The sequence below is a fragment of the Bacillus cereus group sp. BfR-BA-01453 genome, assembly GCF_022662915.1.
Taxonomy (GTDB): Bacteria; Bacillota; Bacilli; order Bacillales; family Bacillaceae_G; genus Bacillus_A; species Bacillus_A paranthracis.
Genome location: NZ_JAKUEN010000002.1, coordinates 483,245 through 505,274, shown reverse-complemented (window position 1 = coordinate 505,274; position 22,030 = coordinate 483,245). Strand labels below are relative to the sequence as shown.

Below are 22,030 nucleotides of genomic sequence, written 5' to 3'. Positions count from 1 at the left end.
GTTATTGAAAGGAGTATCCTTTTTGCAAACAAATATACATTCTAAAAAGGAAACAATTATTTTTATTCATGGTTTAGTCGGCAATCGTCGTGCTTTCAAAAAAGAGCATAAACGATTTTCCGCCTCTTACAACATTATCACTTATGACTTATTAGGTCACGGCGATGATAAAGGAGAAGCTATCGAATTTTCATTACAGCGTCTCGTTGATCAATTATTGAATTTATACGAAAAAGAAGGCATTCAAAAAGCTCATATTTGCGCTTTAAGCTACGGCTGTTATATCTCTACCATTTTTGCACAAATGCATCCAGAAAAAGTTTTGAGCATTTGTCATATTGGTGGACATTATAATAACCCTTCCCTTTTATATAACGTATTTCAAAAGTTTTGGGAGAAGCGAGGAGACGATTACTCTAAATGGCTCTCTCAATACGCAAATACCATTTTTCCAAGTGGCATACTAAAGGCAAATCCGTTCGCAGTCATTTCAAGAAATATTTATTATCGGTTCGGATTGCAATTACATTCATCAATTATTGCTCAATCATTACGTCACCGGTTAGAATTCGATTTAAAATCTAAATTAAAATCACTTCCCCACCCTATTCTATGGGTAATGGGCGAACATGATCATCTCTATAAATCTTGTCTTTTTGATTTAAAGTCCATTCTTCCTAACGTTTTATATAAAGAAATACCGTTAGCAGGACATGCAGCAAACTTATTCCGCCCCAACTACTTTCATGATCTATACGCTCGATTTTTAAACGGGAAGTTACAGTAAAAACTATTACATCCCAATTTATTAAACTATAAAAAGGCTTCCCAAGTTTCCCTGGAAAGCCTTTTCTCTATACGAAAAGTATATAATCTACTTTTTCTTAGTATGCTTTTGTGTAACCTAATAGGTGCTTGCTCCAGTAAGAGTTACTCACAGAACTAATACGTACACCAGTTGCATCAGTTTCTGCACTAATGAACTGACCGTTTCCTAAGTAAACACCCATGTGAGAAGGACCTGATTTATAAGTGTTTTGGAAGTATACTAAATCACCTGGTTGTGGATTGCTAGTTTTTGTTTTAGAGCTCCAGTATCCAGCAACTGTTTGACGAGCGCCTTTATGACCAGTTTGATTTAATACGTAGTGAATGAATCCACTGCAATCAAAACCAGCAGGTGTTGTACCAGCTGTTCTGTATGGTGAACCATTTAATGATCTAGCGAATCCAGCGATTGAAGATGTATCTCCACCAGTTGTTGGTTTTTGTACGTCTTTACCTGGTTGTTGAACGTTATTTGTAACGTTATTGTTATTTGTAACGTTGTTTACTCCGCCTTTTACAAACTTAACGAAGTCTGCACTTACGTAACCTGTGCGGCCGTTATGGTTAATTTTGTACCAACCATTTTCAGCGCCAGTAACGTTTAATACTGTACCGTTTGTTACACCACCGATTACAGCGTTGTATGTAGCTGGGCCTGTACGTACTTTTAAAGCACCAGTGTTAACAACATAAGAACCACCAGTTTGAACTGTAGTAGTATTGTTGTTTGTAGTTGGTTGTTGTGTTTGGTTAGATACAGCAGAACCACCTTTTGTTACGAAGTCTTTGCTTACGTATCCAGTTCCACCATTGAAGTTGATTTTAAACCAATCTTGTACTTCACCAACAACTTGTACTGTTTTACCTTTATTTACAGAGCCTAATACTGTATGAGATGTACTTGGGCCTGTACGTACGTTAAGTGAAGAAACGTTTACTGTGTAAGTACCAGTTCCTTGTTGAACAGTAGTTCCTGTTTTACCACCAGTCGTTACGAAGTCACCACTTACATAACCAGTTTGACCGTTTACAGTTACTTTGAACCAACCGTTTTCTTGTCCAATTACTTGTAGTACTTGACCTTGTTTTACTTTAGAAATAACGCTATGTCCTGTACCAGCACCTGAACGAACATTTAATACATCAGCAGTTACTGTGTATTTTAAGTCGGATTTTGTTTCTACAGTTTTTGTTTCAGTTACAGTCGTTTGTGTTTGAGTTTGTCCATTAATTTCTTTTAGCGCTTCGTTTGAAACTTGTGCATGAGCAGAATCCATACCTGGAACTGCAACACCTGCTACTGAAGCTGCTGCTAAACCTGCAATTACTTTTTTCATAAGTTGTCTTTACTTCCTTTCCCTACTATCCTCTTAAAAAAAACTTATAAACTTAATACTTTACAATATTATCAAAGTAAAATATTCATTAAGTTCCATTTTTTAACAAGAGTTTTATTTTTCACACAGAGTTCATTTTAAACGAACGAAGTGAAATCCGTGTGAACTTCATGTGAACTTTACCATTAAACTTACTCTTTTTGCAATGCTTTTTTTATATTTCCTATGTATTTTATTGAAAATTCGACATACCATTCATTATCTTAGTATATATTTTCTATCCACTTAAAAAATTCTATTCATCTAACACAATGCAAAGAATGTATTTCCTAGTATAGTTCCTCCTATGAAGTATACTCTTATCATGACAAAAAACACTTTTTTTATCAATAGTATAATATTTTTAGAAAACTATTTTTGATACTATCTATCACTTTTAAAAGATTTGACGATTTGTAAGATTTAACTTCAAAAATTCTGTTCTAATTTGACGAAAGTACACATTCCGCTACCCATTTTTAACTGTCTATGGAATTTATAGGTTATTTATATTATCATATATATAGTAGCGTTTTAATCTATACACATTTTATTTACCCTACACGGAAAGCAATTGAATTTTAAGATGATTGTTTTATTGCTTGCAAATAGTGGAATCAAAAGGGAGGTATATTTATGAAAAACATAATAGATGATCCTATAAATAAAAATATAGAACTGTACTATGCTTTTTTTCAATTCGTTTCAATTATTACCTTACAAAAAATATCAACTATTGAAACACGTAAAAACGAATTAAAAAATCAGATAAAAAATTCCTATCAAAAAAATCCTTACTACTTATAAAAAGTGGGGGATAAACAATTCCCCCACTCGTTCCTACATTATTTATAAATTTTCACACGGTTTTCTAAAGGCTGGTATTCTTTTTCACCTGCAGGTACAACCGGTTTACCAAACGGCATTTGCGCAATAAGCTTCCAATTTTCTGGAACTCCCCATTCTTTTCTCACTTCTTCATCAATTAATGGATTGTAATGTTGCAATGTAGCACCAAACCCTTCAATTTCCAAAGCTGTCCAAATTGCAAATTGTAACATTCCAGAGGATTGCTGAGACCAAATTGGAAAGTTCTCTTTGTATAATGCAAATTTTTCTTGCAGTTGTTCCACCACTTCACTATCTTCGAAGTATAGAACTGTTCCATAACCACTTTTAAATGCATTCATTTTTTCTTCCGTAGAATCGAAGTTATTTTCAGGTACAATTTTTCGTAACGTTTCTTTCGTAATATCCCATAACTTATCGTGTTGTTCTCCAAGCAAGACGACAACGCGAGCACTCTGAGAGTTAAAAGCTGAAGGTGTATGTTTTACAGCATGATAAATCACTTCTTGAATTTTTTCATCAGAAACTACTTGTTCTTTACTAATTGCGTAAATAGATCTTCTGTCTTCAATCGCTGAGTAAAAATCTTTTGCCATCATAATTCCCTCCAATTTTCATTTGAGGCTTTTTCCTATGTACACATCATATGCCCCTCAAAACTTATCATTAATAAGTTTCTAACTTTATAATATAAACAAACAATAATAAACTCAAATAATAACACTCACATTTTTTACCTTTTTACTTTATTAGTGCTAAAAAATAAAAGGCAATTTGTTGTTACCGATAATACGTAACAACAAATTGCCTTTCTTATATGATAATCCAAATCAGTATTTCACTTAATTAACTAAGCCAAATGCATAAGACATTAGCTTATTCGTCTCTGTAAAACGCTTTGTTTTACCTTTTGTTCCCATAACAACTGTAATAATACGAGTATCACCTTGTTTTGCTGTACCCGTAAAACAATACCCTGCGCTATCTGTAAATCCTGTTTTTAATCCGTCTATTCCTTCTATATATAAAGCTTTATTATTTTTGTTTAACATATCATTTGTACTTATAACATTAATATTATTAAATGCTAACTGACTTTGACGTAAGTGAGTCACTTCTAATATTTCTGGGTAATCTTTTATAAGATGATACGCCAAGTTTGCTACATCACCAGCCGTCATTTTTGTTTCACTTCCATCGGGCTCTTGTAATCCAGAAGCATTTGCAAATTTAGCATGTTCCGACATTTTTAACTGTTTCGCTTTTGCATTCATAAGCTGAACGAAATCTTTCTCCGATTTTGCCATATGTTCTGCTAAAGCCACAGCTGAATTATTAGCTGACTCAATCATTAATGCATGATATAAATCTTTAACAGTTAATGTGTCATTAACTTGTACTGGGATTCTCGCTCCCTCTGTTTGTGCCGCTTTCGCACTCATTTTCACCGGATCTTCCCAGCGAACTTTCCCATTATGTACATTTTCTAATAGAAGATATGCTGTCATCATCTTAGACATACTTGCTGGCGCAAAAGCCTCATTTTCATTATGTTGATAAATAATATCTCCATTACTCGCATCAATAATCATAGCTGCTTTTGCATCAATTTCCGGTGGTATGTACTTTGGTGGGACTACTTTTTCAACTAATCCTGTTTTAGGTAGTTCTGCCACTTGTAAAGGTTGTCCCTCTATACTTGTTGCACTCTTTTGAGTTCCTTGGAATAAGAACCAACATATCCCTAAAACAATGACTAATAGGACTGTCAGCCTTCCCCATTTTAACCGCTTCATTTCAAAACTCCTTTAACAAACCTTTTATACACTCACATTTAACCATAACAACTTTCCCTTTATATCGTCAAGGTAAAAAGCATATTTATTCATCTACAGCAATTATTATTTCAATGCATGTATGTTACAATAACAATACCGAAATATAAGAATATTCAATGATAAATCCTTATGAATAAAACTATTAATAGAAGGGATTCATACAAATGCCACTTCCAAAATCATTAAAATACGGAGACACAATTGGGATTTACTCACCTTCTTCTCCAGTAACCTACACTTCTCCTAAAAGATTTGAACGAGCGAAATCTTACTTACAACAGAAAGGATTTCATATATTAGAAGGTTCACTAACAGGTCGATATGATTATTATCGTTCGGGTAGTATACAAGAGCGTGCTGAGGAACTAAATGCTTTAATAAGAAATCCTAATGTTTCTTGTATCATGTCAACAATTGGTGGCATGAATTCAAATTCCTTATTACCTTATATTGATTATGATGCTTTTCTAAATAACCCTAAAATAATGATTGGGTATTCAGATGCAACAGCTTTATTACTAGGGATTTATGCAAAAACAGGACTCCCTACATTTTACGGCCCGGCACTCGTTCCCTCCTTTGGAGAATTTGAGCCTTTTGTAGATGATACATACAAATATTTTGTAGAAACATTACTGCATGATCAAGCACTTCCTTACAACATAAAACAACCTTTATTTTGGTCAGACGAATTTATTAATTGGGAAGAGAAAACGAAAGAAAAAGAACTTAGACCAAATAATTGGATTTCTGTAACAAATGGACAAGCTACCGGACGGATAATTGGCGGCAACTTAAATACAATACAAGGAATTTGGGGCAGCTCTTTTATGCCATGTATTCAAGAAGGCGATATTCTATTTATTGAGGATAGCTCAAAAGATGCAGCTACTATTGAAAGAAGCTTTTCATTCCTTAAAATTAATGGTGTATTCGATAAAATTTCAGGGATTATTCTTGGAAAACATGAGCAATTTGATCATTGTGGTACAAATCGAAAACCTTTTGAAATACTATTAGAAGTACTTCAAAATCAAAGAATTCCTTTTCTAGCAGACTTCGATTGTTGCCATACACATCCAATGATCACCATGCCTATCGGTGTTCAAGTAGAGATGGATGCAACAAATAAAACGATACATATTGTAGAACCTTGGAAAAAATGAATACATGGCTTTTATTGTTTTACAATAAAAGCCATGATACTATATAATTTGGAATGTGAAAGATTAAACTAAATACGTTCCAATATCTATCATTAGAAAAATTAGGTATAAATATATATTTATATGCAAAAGAGAGTGAATAAATGAAACCAACTATTAAAAATTACTTATTTTTACATGTAGCTTTTTTGATATATTCTATCATTATGGTTTACATGAAATGGGCGGCTAAATTTCCCATTGCTTCCATCTCATTTTTTATTGCTTATTTCGGACTAGTTATACTTTTATTTGGATATGCAATTTTATGGCAACAAGTAATTAAACATTTCGAAATATCAAAAGCATATTCACATCGCGGGATTATTATACTATGGTCAATGCTTTGGTCAGTATTTCTATTTGGAGATACGATTCAGTGGAATCATTTACTTGGTGCAGCTATTATTATCGTCGGAATTGTGGTGGTGACAAAAGATGAATAGTTATATGTTATTATTTATTTTCGGGATAATTTTAGCTAATTACTCACAAATATTATTAAAAAAAGCTACTTTGCAACAATACGATTCTAGAATAAAAGAATATGTGAATCCTTATGTTATTATTGGCTACTCTTTATTTGTAATTAACGCTGGATTAAATGTTATCGCCATGAAGGGAATGGCATTAAAACAAGCATCAGCATTAGAATCCTTAAGTTATATCATCATATTAATTTTCGGTTGGTATTTCCTAGGGGAAAAAATAACGAAACGTAAACTCATCGGCAACATGATTATTATCGTTGGTGTAATCGTTTATTGTATCCAATAGTAAAAGGCTCCGTTTGTGATAAACGGAGCCTTTTACTATTGACCTAAATTTTGCACCTTATCTTTCAAATCTCGAACTTGATCTACCGTCTGCATAAGCTCAGAGTTTTTAAACTCTTCTACATTCACTTTCCCTTCTTCTATTTTTGTCATCGCCGTATCAATTAACGTATTTAACTTTTCGTTATATCCGACGATTTGCTGATGAAGATCCTTTGCTACATCAGGCGGTGTTAATTCATTAAAAACGGGTATATCTTGTTTAATTTCACTAAGCTTCGCTTCTAATTCTTTTCGAGCTTCACTATCATTAACAGCCTTTTCAGCTAATGCTGGTGCATCATTTGCAAACGCACTTATTTCATTTACATAATCTGTCGCTTTTTGAGCATAATCTATGGAGTTCTTTCCTTGTTCAACGAGTGAACATCCCATCAAACCAATTGTAACTATAAATACTAATAAAATTGATTTTATTTTCATTTTAGGCTCCCTTCGTCTTTATAATTGTCTGTAAGTTTCTCTATCCTAACTTCTAGCTACATTACTTATAACCTTTTTTCAAATAGCTATTTACCCTCTTACATGCCCGATTACTGTTACAACATCTACTTCTATATGTACGCTAATAATATCTTCAATTATATCCGTATATCCTTGTCCTATAGCTGTTCCATAGTGTAATGTAAGCCCCTTCTTTTCATACACTGACTTTGGTACTGAAAAAATAAATCTCCTCAAATTTCTTTCATCAGCCGGTTCCATAATTAAAACAATCCCATCCTCATCAAACATATACGCTCGCCCTCCAACTTTACATTCACTATGGCTCAGTATTGCCTTGGTCAGCAAAATTTAAAACATAATACGTTTATATACACACTCTGCTGCACCATAAAAATAAAAAACATTCCTTCTTTTTGTTAAGAATGAATGTTTTTTAAAAAATCAATTTCTAACTCCAGCATCTTTCTTTGACGAGGTTTTATTTTTCTTACGGGAACTCCAGCATAAATATACCAATCTTCTAAACTCTCTTTCACCATACTCATCGCACCTACTGCTGTGCCTTCTCCTATAGTTACATTTGGAAAAATAATAGAATCAGCGCCAATAATCGCATGTTTTTTAAAAATAACTTTTTCTGTTTCCACATTCCTATATTGATTCGGGACAGTTGGCCCCATTAAAGTATTTCCACTGAAATCATCAAGTACCGCATATACTAAGGTTTTAGCTGATATATTTGCAAAGTCATGCATTTCAATTCCAACTTCCCCTCCATATAACGCTGTATACGCTGATATATGCGAATAACTTCCAATTGTGATTTTGCCACTTAAAATGCAAAAATCATCAATTCTTACATGATTACCAACTGATATAACACCTGGATTATATATACTTGCTTTTTTACTAATCAATACATTTTTCCCAACAGATAAAAATCCAATTTTCTTTAGCTCTTCTTGACTATAAAAACTATTCATCTGCCGACACCACCTTCTGTCCTAAACAGATTACAATTTGTTCTACTATTTCTTTCGTCATTCCTTCCCATAAAGGCAAACTTACTATTCGTTTTGCTATTTTATTCGTTCTTGTTAAATCTGTAGACTTATAGTTTCTAAAAAGAACTTGTTGGTGGCAAGAGGGCGAAAAGTATAATCTAGCTTCTATTTTCTGTTTTTTCAGGTCTTCTATTACTTGTTTGTTGCGAACTTCTTCCGGACAAAGAATAGGCATAAATTGCTGAATAACTGCTTCTGTCTTTTGGAGTTGCCACCCTTTTTTCATTAACCCATTACTTTGTAACAATTGTTTATACCATTCAGAAATACGGGTGCGTTCTTTTAATTTGTCATCCCATTTTTTCATAGTTGCAATCCCAATCGCGGCCGCATATTCAGACATTTTACAATTTAACCCCATCATCGTACATTCACGATTTGTATCAAATCCGAAATTCCCCATTCTTTTAATACGTTGTATATCTTCTTCATTTTTACTATATATGAGCCCTCCTTCACCAATTCCGAAAGGCTTTGTTGCATGAAAGCTATATATGATCATTCCACTAAAATCTTGACCGTAATGCATCCCTCCATTCATTAATCCAAATCCCGGTGCCGCATCTACGACAACCGGAACACCTTTTTTCTCTAATTCTTCATATTCTTCTAAGTTCATCCATGAGCCAAAAGTTGCGTACGGGACAACAATCGCAACCTCTTCTTTTAATTCTTCAATCTTATCCCAGAGTACTGTTTTATCCATATACCAATCATCTATTGAAATATCAATAAAATAAGGTTCCAACCCACACCAAATAGCCGCTAATGGAGTTGCAGGGAATGTAAAACTAGGCATGAGGGCATACTTTCCTTTTTTTCTTTTCTTAAGTTGAATGGCCGCCATTAACCCTAACGTTGCGTTTGCTACTGTTGTAACAGCTCCCCTGTTCTGAAAAAATCCCGACATAATTGTTTGTTCAAAACGTTGATTTATAGGTCCATAATTCGTATATATGTGCGATGCATCAATTTCCTTCAATTCATCTAAATACTCAATTACTGGTACAGTTGAAGCACGTAAAAAAGGAATATTCTCCATATCTATTTATTCCTTCCTATCATTTTCGGACAATATAGAGCATATCTGTTTCAGATAATCCAAATTTCCTCGCACTTTTCATTCCTTGTCTTTCAGCTATGTTATATAATTCCACCTTAAATCCTGCATTCGTTAATCGTTGAATGAATCCCGATTGATTATAAATTCTCACATGATCTTCTTGACCAAAAGCTAATTTTCTCAATTGTGGTGTTACAATTAATTTATTCTCTATAATAGAATCTACATTCATTACGATTGGTACTTGAATAATTCCCCATCCATTTGGTTTTAAAACCCTATATAACTCTCGCATTGCTTTATCATCGTCAAGAACATGTTCTAATACATGGCTACATAAAATTACATCAAACGTATTACTATCATATATAATACTTGTAACATCAATTTCCTTCATTAATGGATCCTTTGGTTCTATATCCCCACATACATACGTAATATTTTTATACTCGTTAAACCAATCCCTTACATTCGCTTCAGGTGCAATATGAAGCATGGTGTATTTTCTACTTAACAAGTCCGTTTCCGTTTCAATGTACGCACGATACAATCTTTCACGATCCATTGAACTACAAACTGGACATATCCCTGTATCTTTATTCCACATCTCAAATTTATATTTCGGAAAATCATAATGTGCTGGCCAAGGTAAAAATTTTTCAAATTGTTGATTGCAATATTGACAATAACAAGATTCTTTCTCAAATATATGAGCAACTAGCTTGTTTAATCCTTTTTTAATCTTTTCATTATAAATTTGATCTAGTTCTCCATTTCTTACTGCATCTTTAACTATAAATCCTGCATTTTCTAAACAATAAGATAGGCTCTCTTTATAATCCCTCTCAGAACTTAAAAAACCACTATTATATGCATCTATAATTAATTCAATCCATTCGTCAATTGTCATTAAAATAAAATGCATTTGTTTTTGATTTTGTCCACTATGTTGTCTAAAATAACTAAGAGGCTCTTTTATATAAACTACTTTCCCTTTCCTCATCATATCTAACCAAGTTGCAATGTCATTAATAGCAGAATAAGCCTTCCCTTTAAAATACCCAAACTTCCCTTCAAACATATCTCGATTAAATAGAACAGTTGTCGGCTCACCCACTATATTTTTTAAATTTTTCAATATGTAATTCCCTAACTCTTTTCCTTCAAAAAGTGTAGTTTCTTTCGCAATTTTCATATTCAATGTTGAGGCTGGTAATATCTCTCCGTTCTCATCAATCAGTTCACGATAAGACGTCACAAATGAAATATTTTCTAACGTCAAAAAGTATTTCATCATTCTCTCGATCTTTTCATGATGAAATAAATCATCATCTAATAAAAAGTTTATATAATCCCCGTTCGCAAGTTCTATACACTTATTAAAGTTTTCAGCAACTAACGGAGTTTCATTTTTAACATATGTAATACACTCATATTCACGTAAATACGGTTGAATCATCGCATTGACTTCATTATTTGTACTGTCGTCAGAAATAATAATTTCAATATTTTCATATGTTTGATTCAGAGCGCTGTTAAGTGCCAATTCCAAGTAATACGGCCTATTGTACGCAGGAATCAGTATACTTACTTTCGGTAAAGGCGAATTATTATTTATATGTTGTTTTTTCTTTTCTATGTTTATTTTCTTTTCTTTAATTTTTTGATAATAGTCTAATGTATATAATATTGATGATGGAACTATCCTTCTTGCATAATCTAGAAAATTAGTTATCGCTTTATCTAACTCTTTTTCGTTAGATAAGAAACCATATTTTTCTCCTGCTAAAATACTATGTGAAAAATCTTCTAATCCATCCATCATTTTATTAGATTCATTTAACTGTTGATCTGGATGTAATCGAAAGTAACTAAGTGTCTCTGCTATATATACAGCTTTTCCTTTACTTAATAAAGATAACCATGAAGCTATATCTACGTTACATAAATACCGCCTCTTATCAAAAATCCCAAACGGTTCTTGTAAATCATTTTTACGAAATAAAACTGTTGTCGGTTCTCCAATATAATTTTTTTGATCCACAATTACCTTATTTCCTAATTCTGTTCCCGCTATAATGGTATCCTCTTCAAATAAACGGACAGTCGAATAAATATGTCGTAGCTCTTTCCCTTTATCATCAATGACTTGACGATGAGATGTTACAAGCTTAATTTCATTATCTAAATCATCGAAAAAATACTTCATCATTTTTTCAATTTTATTCACATGAAATACATCATCATCCATTAAAAAATTTATATATTCACCGTTCGCTTCATTAAATAACATGAGCGCATTTTCAAATTGTCCGAGAGTTGATCTGTTTTTTATATAAATAATATTTGAATGATCACATAAGTATTTTTGTAACACTTTTTCTGTTTCATCATTCGTGCTGTCATCTCCAACTATAATTTCTATATTAGGGTACGTTTGTTCTAACACACTACATAGCGCCTTTTCAAAGTAACGAGGACGATTATACGTAGGAATTAATACACTTACCAACGGAAGTTGCTCTACCACCTCTTCAGTTCTTTCAATACGAGTTCTCATTTTAACTCTCTCACCTCTTCGCATATTATTTATATACGCGACACAAAAATCACATTACTTTAACTGTATGGAGCCTATATACTTTTATGCAAACATGAAACAAATTATCATACTTTTCGTTCCTGAATAAACATATTTAATAATGCGGACATTTTATTTGCACCTTTTTTATTCATATGATCACTATCATAAAAATCATCATCACAAAATAATGGTGAATCAAATAGATCTATAATTTGAAAAGAATATTGAGTTTGAAAATCATTTATAACTTTATAAAAATCTTCTTTTAATTTCTTACTACTACAATTGAAATAATGTGAAGTAACTGGGAATACAACAATTAGTGGTTTTATATCATGTTTTAACAGTAATTCTAAATATTTTTTAAAAATTATTTTATTTTCAACTAAAGTTTGAGGATACGCCAATTTAGCATGTGAAGCCGCTCTTATTTTCCCGTGTTCTTCAAAAGGAATATGAAGAGGAGTAGTATTCCATTCAGCATTTATCCAGGGCAGTATCAATGATTCATCTTTTAGTTTATCTAATAAAATATATTCAAAATGCAAATTAAAAATAGAAAGAAGTGGTTTCGGAGTATTTAGATGGGAGAATCCATCAGTGGGTAGAGGAGAGTGAACTACAGTATGATGACCATCTTGAAACAATGGATAATATACTTTGTGAATTCTATATGCTTCAGATGATAACGACATGTCAAAGTAAAAAGAGAAATAGGCTATTCCTATCAAACAATATTGAAAGGAATGATCGTTTGATAGCAGTTGTGACGCTATTAAATAATCATAGTACAGGTCTTGCGATGGAAGTGTAAATTTTATTGACTTTTTTGAGAGGATCTCCGTACTTATACCACAATGCGGGTAAGATAAACCTGTCGCAAACAATTCATACGTTGGATCACTCTTTGCTTTTTTCATAGCAATATATAAAGACATAAGATCCGGATTTATTTGATAGATAGAAATTAATTTATTCCTCCATTCATACATGTATTTTGTTAAATTAATAATTTTTGAACTTTGCACGCCCCTATTTATCAATTCATTTGTAATTTTTTCTGCGTCCATTCTCCAAATGACTATATATTGAAAAGAATTTTCTATTTGAACAATGGCTGAAACATCTACAACATGAACGATTGTTTTACATTTATTTTTGTCTAATGCATTTTGAATCTTCCCCTTTGATAATTCATCACTTAAAACAATAATTTTATACTGCTCCTTCACGTATATCCCCTCCATTATATGTATAATATGAAATTCATTTTTCATTCGTAACGATCATATACATTTGCCATCCATCAAAAAAAGAATAGAATATTTATTTCAAAACAAAAAATAGCTCCACCATTAGGCGTAGCTATTTTTCCATTACATACTTAATAAAATTATATTCCTTTGTCTAACTCATAAAGCATACGATACTTTTCGTTTTCTTTCAGAAGTTGTTCATGACTACCTTGCATCACAATTTGACCACGATCAAGGAATATTACTTCATCAACATGCTCCATTCCTACAAGATGGTGCGTAATCCAAATTACTGTCTTTTCTTCCGTTGCAGAAAACATCGTTTCTATTAAAGATAATTCTGTCTTTGGATCTAAGCCGATTGTAGGTTCATCTAGTACAATGATTGGTGCTTCTTGCATTAGCGTTCTTGCAAAAGCAACTCGTTGTCTTTCCCCGCCAGAAAATCTTTTTCCCATCTCATGCATTTTCGTTTGTAATCCATCTGGAAGAGAAGCAATATGCGAAGCTAATTGTGCTTTCTCTAAAGCTTTCCATATCTCTTCATCTGTTGCCTCTGGTTTGCCTATCCTCACATTATTTCCAATTGTCGTATCGAATAAATGCGGCTTTTGATTCAATACAGAAATATATTTTGATAAAAGATTCGTATGAGCATGTTCACTATTCAATAAAACTTCACCATGTAATGGGCTTAGTGCACCTGTTAACAATTTTAACAAAGTAGATTTTCCAGTTCCGCTTCTTCCTAAAATGGCGATTTTTTTTCCTGCTTTTATTTGTAATGATACGTCTTTCAATACAACTTCATTACTATGTGGGTAACTATACGATACATGATTTAATTCAATGTCTATATGTTTAGATGCAATATAATCTTTATCTCTAGGTAATTCCTTTTCATCCTGTAAAACACCATTACCTTCTACTTGATTGAGACGATGAGCGGATTCTACATATGATGGAATTCGATCGATAGCATCTGAAAGAGGAATAAGCGCGTTTGTGACAGATAACGTCATTAAGACGAAAGCCGCAATAACAGTAGGTGCAATCTGTTCACTTGCCGCCTCATTTCCAGTCCATATAATCATTGAAATGACTACAATCCCTACTACTAATTGAATGATACTGTCCCGAATATGATTCCAGCGCTTCATTCTTTTCTCAATTTTTAACAACTGATCATTTTGCTCTACATACTTATCAATGAATTCATCTTTTCTACCACTTGCTTGCCAATCAGATAATCCAAAAACAGCATCTGTTAGTTGTTGGTACAAACGGTTTCTTCCTTGCTTTAAAGTAACATGATGTTTCTTCATTAAAAGTAATGATATAAATGGAAGAAGAAAAACGATAATAGCCAACATACATGCTGCAATAAGTGCAAACACTACGTCAAATGTACCGATAACAAGTACGAATATGCTATATACGACTAATGCTAATATGCTAGGAAATATTGTACGTAAATATAGGTTTTGTAAATGTTCTATATCTTCGGATAATACCCCTAACATATCACCCGTTTGGAATCGCGAACGGAAAAATAACGCCTGTGGCTCTACTATCCCATATAGTTTCGTTCTCATCTTTTCTAATATGCGTAATACAACATCGTGTCCAACTAAACGCTCTACATAATGAAATACCGCTTGTCCTATACTAAACGCACGTGTTGCAACGATAGGTACATAAACTGCCATTACATTTTCTGGTCTAAGAGCAGATTTAGAGATTAAATAACCTGAAATAAAAAGTAACATCGCCCCTGAACTAACTCCAAGAAGACCAAGGAAAATAGTTACAGCCATTCTACCTTTATTTTGCTGTATATACGGTTTAATCCAGTTACTCATCTCTATCCCCTCTCTTTCCTATGAAAATGTAATGCCTCATTCTTTAAAAGCTCTTCATACGTTCCACTTTCTATCATTTTCCCTTTATTTAAAATAAGAATATGATCCATCTGTTTCATCCAGTGAAGACGATGTGTTGCAAGAAATACTAACTTACCTTCAAACAGACGTAACATCGCTTGCTTTATTTCAAATTCAGTTTCAATATCAAGATGTGCTGTAGGCTCGTCTAATAAGATAATTGGCTTTTTACTTAAAAGGGCTCGCGCCATTGCGACACGTTGTTCTTGTCCGCCACTCAGCATACGCCCACCTTCTCCAATTCTTTCGTACATTCCATTTGGAAGCGATGTAACAAGTGAACGAAGACCGACTTCATTCATAACTCTTTCCACTTCTTCATCAGTTGTATTTGTTTCATAGAAACAAATGTTATCTTTTAATGAAAGCGGGAAAATATAAGGTTGCTGCGGAATATAAGCAATATTCTTTTGCCACTCTTCACGAGTAGCCCCGTCAATTTTCACACCATTTACAATCAACTTTCCAGCTGAAGGAGTTAAAAACCCTGCTAATACGTCGATTAACGTTGATTTCCCTGCTCCACTTTCACCAATTACACCTATAGCGCCAGTTCCTTTCCAAGTAAAATCAATTTCCTCTAATATAGCTTTTTCAGATTCATCATTCTTTACTTTTACATCTTGTAATTTCAAGTTACTAGTTGAATTCCATATTAAGTCTACATTAGATTCTTTCTTCCCTATTTCTTTTTGTCGCTGTAAAATCTCTTCTATTTGCTCCATTGCAAGTTGTCCATCTAACGTAGCATGATAATTTGCTCCAACTTGTTTAATCGGCAAGAAGTATTCCGGAGCTAAAATTAAAATCGTAAGGGCTGGCAATAGTACAATTGTTCCATCTATTAAACGTATCCCTAATCCGACCGCTACAAATGCAATTGATAAACTCGTAAAGAAATCTAATGCAAATGAAGAAAGAAAAGCAACTCGCAAAGTACGCATCGTTGCTTTTCTATATCTTTTACTTACTTTTTCAATCTTTCCTTCGTGTTGTTTACTTTGACCTAAATACTTTAATGTTTCTAATCCTTTTAACGTATCTACAAAATGATTAGAAAGAACACGATATGTTTCATATTGGCTATCCGCCATTTTCTGCGCTGCTAATCCTAGTAGGATCATAAAAATAATTACGATAGGAATCGTTACAACTAAAATAATTCCTGACTCAATATCTAGTGTAAAAACATATAGTACAATTAGTCCTGGTACGATACTACTTCTAATCATTTTAGGAATTGTTAATTCAATATATGTTTTAAATTTCTCAATACCCTCTATCGATAAGGTAACCAGATGACCTGTTCCAACAGTTTGAACATACCGTGGACCTAATGTGAAATACGCCTCTATTAATTGTTTTCTCAGTAGCGATCCTGTTTTTTCAGCGAAACGTTCCACTAATATTTGTGACATTCGAACTAGCAAATGACGTACTGCAAACGTGATTCCAAAATAAACAGTTTCATTTAACATAGATTGCACTGCTTCTCCCTGAAATAAAAACGTAATAGCCCTCGCTAAAAACACTGTTTGTGCAATAATACTAAAAGCTTCTAACATGCTAATGATTGTTAGCACTACATATAAAACGCGGCTACCAGGATACGACGGAAGTCCTCTTTTTCTTTTCATTAGTACTCCAAATCTTTATCTGACTTAACAGGTTGTCTAAACACATAGAAACTCCATATTTGACTTCCCAAAACAAATGGCAATATAGCAATTGAAAAATACGTCATCAGTTTTAGTGCATAATCGCCTGATGCTGCATTATAAATTGTCAAATCGTATATTGACCCTAACGAGCTAATTAAGACACGTGGGAACATGCCAGCAAACACACTTGCACTTAGTAAAATGATTGTTAAACTTGTCATAAAGAAAGCCCAACCATCTCTTCTTCTTTTGTTTAATAATGTTGACGCACATAACGCTACAAAAGCTCCGATTGGAACCATAATCCACTCTGTACCATGACCAGTGAAAATATCTGTTTTCCATAACCCTACACCGGCAAAAATAAGAAGTGCTATAATTGCAAGTGGTGCAATTTTCAACGCAGCAATACGTGCACGTTCTCTTAACTTACCTGTTGTACGTATAGTAAGGAATTGCAATCCGTGAACAATACATAACAGAAGGAACATAACTCCTCCAAGTAACGCAAATGGATGAAGTAATTGTAAGAATCCACCTACAGCATTTTTAGTCTCATCAATTGGAATACCTACCATAAAGTTAGCAATGGCAACTCCCCAAAGGATAGGAGGTAGTAAACTCCCTAAAAACATACCCCAATCCCAAAAACCTTTCCATTTATGATTATCTATTTTCGCACGGAATTTAAAAGAAACACCTCGTATAATTAAAGCGAGAAGCATAAATACAAACGGAATGTAAAACCCGCTAAATAAAGTTGCATACCAGTGCGGGAATGCTGCGAACATAGCGCCACCTGCACAAACAAGCCATACTTCATTCGCGTGCCAGAATGGACCAATTGTATTTAAATATATTCTTTTCTCTAAATCGTTTTCTCCTAAAAACCTTGAAACTATACCTACACCGAAATCGAAACCTTCAAGAACAAAGAAACCTACGAATAAAATTGCAATAATAATAAACCACAACTCATTAAGAGATAACATACTCATCCTCCTTATCAAATGGATCATGGCTTTGAGAATCCTGTTTCGCTTTCTTATTCTCATGTCCTTTAATAATACGAACGAATAAGTAAACTGTAATTCCACCTATAATTAAATATAATGATGTGAACGAAACTAAAGAGAATAGCACTTCTCCGAACGTAACATTTGGAGATACAGCATCTTCCGTTTTCATAACACCGAAAACTACCCAAGGTTGACGTCCCATTTCAGTCATAATCCATCCTACTGTATTACCGATAAACGGTAGTGAAATTGCATACACCATTAATTTTAAATACCAAGTTTTTTCAACTAATCGATCTTTTCTTGATAAGAACCATCCGTACGCTCCTAGAAGAAGCATAAATGTTCCACTCATTACCATCGCTCTAAAACTCCAGAACATCGTTTGTACTGGTGGAATATAATCTCCAGGCCCATATTTTTCTTCATATTGCTTTTGAATTTGATTCATCCCTTCTACTTGACCGCTAAATTTATCATATGATAATAGACTTAGCATATAAGGGATTTGAATTTCAAACGAATTTTCTTTCTTCTCTGCATCAATTTTCGCAAATACTGTAAATGGCGCTGGATCTTCACTCGTATTCCATAATGCTTCAGCTGCTGCCATTTTCATTGGGTGTGTCTTAATTAATTGTTGCGCTTGCGCATGACCGAAGAATAATACTAGCGCCGTTGTAAGTGTTCCAACAATGATAGAAATGCGGAATGATTTTTTAAACACTTCCGTTTCTTGCGCTTTCGTTATTTTCCATGCACTCACACCTGCAATAAAGAATGCACCAGTTGCAATTGCCGCTGTAATGGTATGCGGGAATTGTACCCATAATTGTGGGTTTTGAATGATCGCTAAGAAATCATTCATTTGTGCACGTCCATCTGCTGCCATTTCATATCCTACTGGCGATTGCATAAATGCACTTGCAGTTAAAATCCAAAATGCTGATAACATTGTTCCAATTGAAAGGAGCCAAATACATAAAAGGTGAATTCGCTTCGGTAATTTATCCTCACCGAATACCCATAAACCTAAAAATGTAGACTCAATGAAAAATGCTAATAAACCTTCAATTGCAAGTGATGGACCAAACACATCACCTACGAAACGTGAATAGGTTGACCAGTTCATACCAAACTGGAACTCTTGTAGAATACCAGTTACTACACCTACCGCAAAGTTAACAAGGAATATTTGCGTCCAAAACTTCGTCATCTTCTTATAAATTTCTTGTCCCTTTACTACATATAACGTTTGCATTAACGCAATGATAAAAGCTAAACCAATAGACAGCGGAACAAAAAAGTAATGGAAAATCGTTGTTGATGCGAATTGTATTCGTGCCAATTCGAGCGTTTCCATACTACAATCACTTCCTTCATAGTTTTTATAATAAAAGTTAATTGAGCAATCTTATCAAGCTCAATTATTAAGAAATACGAAAAGACAAAAACATTTTGTATGTATTGTCGAAAAATACGAAGTTTCAGTTTTTCAAACTATTTTAATGCTATTTTTTACCTTTTCACTATTTCTGTAGTGTTTTATTCGTTAATCGAATTGTATAATATACCTGCATAGTAAATTCAGCTGATTTTTGACGTATTATTGACATCATTTTGTCTGAAATATGTCTTTTGGTATTTTTTTGAATTAGATTTTTCTTATCGATAAAATGTGTTTTTTTAATATGAGACTTATCTTTGCATCAATAAAATAATCGTCCCTCTCTTTATACACTTGACTTTCCCACGAAAAAATGTCCTATTAACCAATGGATAATTTCGTTGTTTTTTTGTCAAGATAAAAATGTATTTCTAAAATTCAAACATGAAATATTGTTATTCAAAAATAGGAAATAACCTCCTCTTTTCAGATTAAAAATTCACTTTTTTGTCATTTTTTCAAACTAAAATAAATTAAAAAATACCGAGAATCGATTAGACTCTCGGTATTTTTTAATTTATTTTGCTGTATGTTTTCTAATAGCCGGTAAAATTTCAGTAGCAATTAATTCGATGTTTTTCTCAATTTTATCAAATGGTACGCCACCAAAATCAATTTGTGCCATAAAGCGTTGTTGCCCAAATAATTCATATTGGTAAAGCATTTTTTCAATAATTTGTTGCGGGCTACCAACCATTAACGCGTCACGGTAATCTATTGTATTTGTAAATTGTTGTTTCGGATACCCGCCACCGCGTAGCGTAAGCATACCAGCATTAATGTGAGGGTAGTATTCACTAAGTGCATCTTGTGAATTTTTCGCTGTATAAAATAAACTCGTTGTTGCAACTGGCAAACTCGCTGGATTAAATCCACTTTGAGCAGCCGCCTCACGGTAAGCATCTACTGATCCTTTAAAGTTAATAGCTGGGCCACCTAGTGTTGTTATCATCATTGGTACACCTGCACGTCCTGCTTTAATCGCACTAGCTGGTGGGCCACCAACTGCACGCCAAATTGGTAAGTTATTATTTTTAGCTCTTGGAATAACCGATGCATGCGCAAGCGGTGCTCTGAACTGTCCATTCCATGTTACATGTTCCTCTTTATTAATTTTTAATAAAAGATCCATCTTCTCTTCAAATAACTCTTCATAATCATTCACATCATAACCAAGTAAACTATATCCCCCAATACGAGATCCACGACCAGCCACAATTTCTGCACGTCCATTAGAAATCAAATCAAGTGTAGCAAAGTCCTCGTATACTCGTACCGGATCAGATGTACTTATTATCGTTGCTGAACTTGCAATTTTTATATTTTTCGTTGCTTGCGCAATCGCTCCTAAAATAACTGTATGAGCTTGCGTTGTAAAGTGTGTTTGATGACTTTCACCGACAGCAAATACATCAAGTCCAGCTTCATCCGCTAACTTTGCTGTTTTAATTAATTCATGAATTCTTTGTTCAGCACTAATTTTCTCTCCGTTATGTGGATTTAAAACATGATCCCCAATTGAATATAATCCAAACTCCATTCCTTTACTTGTATTCATACGGTATTTTTCCATCATTACTCTCTCCTTTAATGAAGTGTTATTAGTTTCTCTTTTAAAAACTTTTGTAAGTCCAATGTTTTTCTCTATTGTTTACAACATCACTTGATTAGTCAATTGATAATGTAAAAAAAATTACTCTTTCGGTAATTCTTTTTTTTCACTGTGCTTATGAACTTTCGTCATTAGCTCGTATAATATTTTCTGTTCTTCTTCATTCAATACATCATCAAAAAAAGATGATTGAAATGCAAGTTGCTCTGGCAATGCTTTCTCTAAGGCAGCTTCCCCTTGCTCTGTCAGACTAATTGTTTTCGTTTTCCAATCTTGTTTTCGTACAATATATCCTTCTTTTTCAAGACGCGTTAACATTCGAGAAATACCGCCTTGTGTAACAGTTACCTTTTCAGCTAACTCCATTTGTGTTAGTGGTTGATACGTACGTATTTGTAAAAGCACATCAAATTGAGCAGTCGTTAAATCAAAACGTTTTAAAAACTCATTTGACATCTGATTACTTTGGTTCGTAAATCGTATTAAACGTAACCATATTAATGATCCTATCGTATTATCACGCATGTTTGATCACTTCCTATCGTGAATCTCACTATCACTTTACTACGCAAGTGATAAAAAAGCAAGAGAAAAAGTGAAAAATATCTCATTAAAGTATTACATAAATAACGATAAGAAAGAATTCATGTTTAAATGAATTCTTTCTTATCGTTATTCTTAACTTTCCATATCATTCATTGCTATATGTAAAGCGCCTACTGCTTTGGGCCAACCAACATAAAAAGCCATATGTGTTATTAATGCAATCATTTCATTTTCTTTAATTCCATTTTGTTTGGCCAGTCGCAAATGAAATGGTAATTGTTCTGTATTACCAAGACTGATTAATACCGACACTGTACATAAACTCCTTTCTCTTAATGTTAAAGTGTCATCTCGCCACACTTCCTCGAACAATATTTTTTCACTATAATGAGCAAATGCAGGTGCCTTTTCTCTCATTTTCTCTTGAATACAATATTCAATGGATTCATTCATCAT

Annotated in this window: 21 protein-coding genes; 5 read left to right on the top strand and 16 right to left on the bottom strand. The window is 33.4% G+C overall.

Translation table 11 applies throughout. From position 1 onward, the window contains the following. Positions 1–22 precede the first annotated feature (22 nt). Positions 23–787 (top strand): alpha/beta fold hydrolase, encoded by a 765-nt coding sequence (locus MR070_RS07280; RefSeq protein ID WP_001194311.1) that lies wholly within the window; start codon positions 23–25, stop codon positions 785–787. Between the two features lie 97 nt (positions 788–884). Here MR070_RS07280 and entFM read toward each other — a convergent pair whose 3' ends face one another. After that, positions 885–2,165 carry an enterotoxin EntFM gene (entFM, locus tag MR070_RS07275; RefSeq protein ID WP_000755519.1) on the bottom strand — a complete coding sequence of 427 codons (1,281 nt, stop codon included), beginning with the start codon at positions 2,163–2,165 and terminating at the stop codon, positions 885–887. A gap of 675 nt (positions 2,166–2,840) precedes the next feature. On the opposite strand from entFM, the gene MR070_RS07270 reads away from it, so the two are divergent. Continuing rightward, on the top strand, positions 2,841–3,011 hold the full coding sequence (locus tag MR070_RS07270) for a hypothetical protein (RefSeq protein ID WP_000789342.1): 171 nt from the start codon (positions 2,841–2,843) through the stop codon (positions 3,009–3,011). A gap of 38 nt (positions 3,012–3,049) precedes the next feature. On the opposite strand, the gene MR070_RS07265 is transcribed toward MR070_RS07270, so the two are convergent. Both MR070_RS07265 and MR070_RS07260 read right to left on the bottom strand, forming a co-directional pair. Further along, positions 3,050–3,652 (bottom strand): nitroreductase family protein, encoded by a 603-nt coding sequence (locus MR070_RS07265; RefSeq protein ID WP_179192348.1) that lies wholly within the window; start codon positions 3,650–3,652, stop codon positions 3,050–3,052. A gap of 243 nt (positions 3,653–3,895) precedes the next feature. Further along, positions 3,896–4,849 carry a D-alanyl-D-alanine carboxypeptidase family protein gene (locus MR070_RS07260; protein WP_000825886.1) on the bottom strand — a complete coding sequence of 318 codons (954 nt, stop codon included), beginning with the start codon at positions 4,847–4,849 and terminating at the stop codon, positions 3,896–3,898. Positions 4,850–5,055: 206 nt separating this feature from the next. On the opposite strand from MR070_RS07260, the gene MR070_RS07255 reads away from it, so the two are divergent. The 3 genes from MR070_RS07255 (at position 5,056) to MR070_RS07245 (ending at position 6,873) form a co-directional block, all read left to right on the top strand. Beyond that, entirely contained in the window at positions 5,056–6,057 is a 1,002-nt protein-coding gene (locus MR070_RS07255; RefSeq protein WP_001130817.1) for a S66 family peptidase, read from the top strand. A 143-nt stretch (positions 6,058–6,200) separates the two neighbouring features. After that, complete coding sequence (locus MR070_RS07250; protein WP_000805122.1) at positions 6,201–6,542, top strand: EamA family transporter; 342 nt, start codon at positions 6,201–6,203, stop codon at positions 6,540–6,542. Continuing rightward, the gene (locus MR070_RS07245; RefSeq protein WP_001089868.1) at positions 6,535–6,873 is read left to right on the top strand and encodes an EamA family transporter; all 339 of its coding nucleotides are present in this window, start codon (positions 6,535–6,537) and stop codon (positions 6,871–6,873) included. Before MR070_RS07250 ends, MR070_RS07245 begins: the two co-directional genes overlap by 8 nt. A 35-nt stretch (positions 6,874–6,908) precedes the next feature. On the opposite strand, the gene MR070_RS07240 is transcribed toward MR070_RS07245, so the two are convergent. The 13 genes from MR070_RS07240 to MR070_RS07180 form a co-directional block, all read right to left on the bottom strand. Next, positions 6,909–7,355 carry a DUF6376 family protein gene (locus tag MR070_RS07240; RefSeq protein WP_000695208.1) on the bottom strand — a complete coding sequence of 149 codons (447 nt, stop codon included), beginning with the start codon at positions 7,353–7,355 and terminating at the stop codon, positions 6,909–6,911. A gap of 90 nt (positions 7,356–7,445) precedes the next feature. Then, the gene (locus tag MR070_RS07235; protein WP_000459104.1) at positions 7,446–7,667 is read right to left on the bottom strand and encodes a hypothetical protein; all 222 of its coding nucleotides are present in this window, start codon (positions 7,665–7,667) and stop codon (positions 7,446–7,448) included. A 128-nt stretch (positions 7,668–7,795) separates the two neighbouring features. Then, positions 7,796–8,362: an acyltransferase gene (locus MR070_RS07230; RefSeq protein ID WP_001084179.1), complete on the bottom strand. Its 567-nt coding sequence runs from the start codon at positions 8,360–8,362 to the stop codon at positions 7,796–7,798. Continuing rightward, positions 8,355–9,485: an aminotransferase class I/II-fold pyridoxal phosphate-dependent enzyme gene (locus MR070_RS07225; RefSeq protein WP_000427945.1), complete on the bottom strand. Its 1,131-nt coding sequence runs from the start codon at positions 9,483–9,485 to the stop codon at positions 8,355–8,357. The genes MR070_RS07230 and MR070_RS07225 overlap by 8 nt, the downstream gene beginning before the upstream one ends. Positions 9,486–9,504: 19 nt before the next feature. Next, complete coding sequence (locus tag MR070_RS07220; protein WP_242260940.1) at positions 9,505–12,066, bottom strand: glycosyltransferase; 2,562 nt, start codon at positions 12,064–12,066, stop codon at positions 9,505–9,507. A 107-nt stretch (positions 12,067–12,173) separates the two neighbouring features. Further along, positions 12,174–13,322, bottom strand: coding sequence for a hypothetical protein (locus MR070_RS07215; RefSeq protein ID WP_044790403.1), 1,149 nt, complete (start codon positions 13,320–13,322; stop codon positions 12,174–12,176). Positions 13,323–13,483: 161 nt separating this feature from the next. Then, complete coding sequence (gene cydC, locus MR070_RS07210) at positions 13,484–15,208, bottom strand: thiol reductant ABC exporter subunit CydC (protein ID WP_242260938.1); 1,725 nt, start codon at positions 15,206–15,208, stop codon at positions 13,484–13,486. 2 nt (positions 15,209–15,210) lie between these two features. Then, positions 15,211–16,926, bottom strand: coding sequence for a thiol reductant ABC exporter subunit CydD (gene cydD / locus MR070_RS07205; RefSeq protein WP_242260936.1), 1,716 nt, complete (start codon positions 16,924–16,926; stop codon positions 15,211–15,213). Further along, complete coding sequence (gene cydB, locus MR070_RS07200) at positions 16,926–17,942, bottom strand: cytochrome d ubiquinol oxidase subunit II (protein ID WP_000950061.1); 1,017 nt, start codon at positions 17,940–17,942, stop codon at positions 16,926–16,928. Before cydB ends, cydD begins: the two co-directional genes overlap by 1 nt. Continuing rightward, the gene (gene cydA / locus MR070_RS07195) at positions 17,929–19,332 is read right to left on the bottom strand and encodes a cytochrome ubiquinol oxidase subunit I (protein WP_242260934.1); all 1,404 of its coding nucleotides are present in this window, start codon (positions 19,330–19,332) and stop codon (positions 17,929–17,931) included. Before cydA ends, cydB begins: the two co-directional genes overlap by 14 nt. Positions 19,333–19,933: 601 nt before the next feature. After that, on the bottom strand, positions 19,934–20,989 hold the full coding sequence (locus tag MR070_RS07190; protein ID WP_242260932.1) for an LLM class flavin-dependent oxidoreductase: 1,056 nt from the start codon (positions 20,987–20,989) through the stop codon (positions 19,934–19,936). Positions 20,990–21,109: 120 nt separating this feature from the next. Continuing rightward, positions 21,110–21,553, bottom strand: a complete 444-nt coding sequence (locus tag MR070_RS07185; protein WP_001205516.1) for a MarR family winged helix-turn-helix transcriptional regulator — start codon at positions 21,551–21,553, stop codon at positions 21,110–21,112. Between the two features lie 153 nt (positions 21,554–21,706). Continuing rightward, positions 21,707–22,030, bottom strand: coding sequence for a carboxymuconolactone decarboxylase family protein (locus tag MR070_RS07180; protein ID WP_000980847.1), 324 nt, complete (start codon positions 22,028–22,030; stop codon positions 21,707–21,709).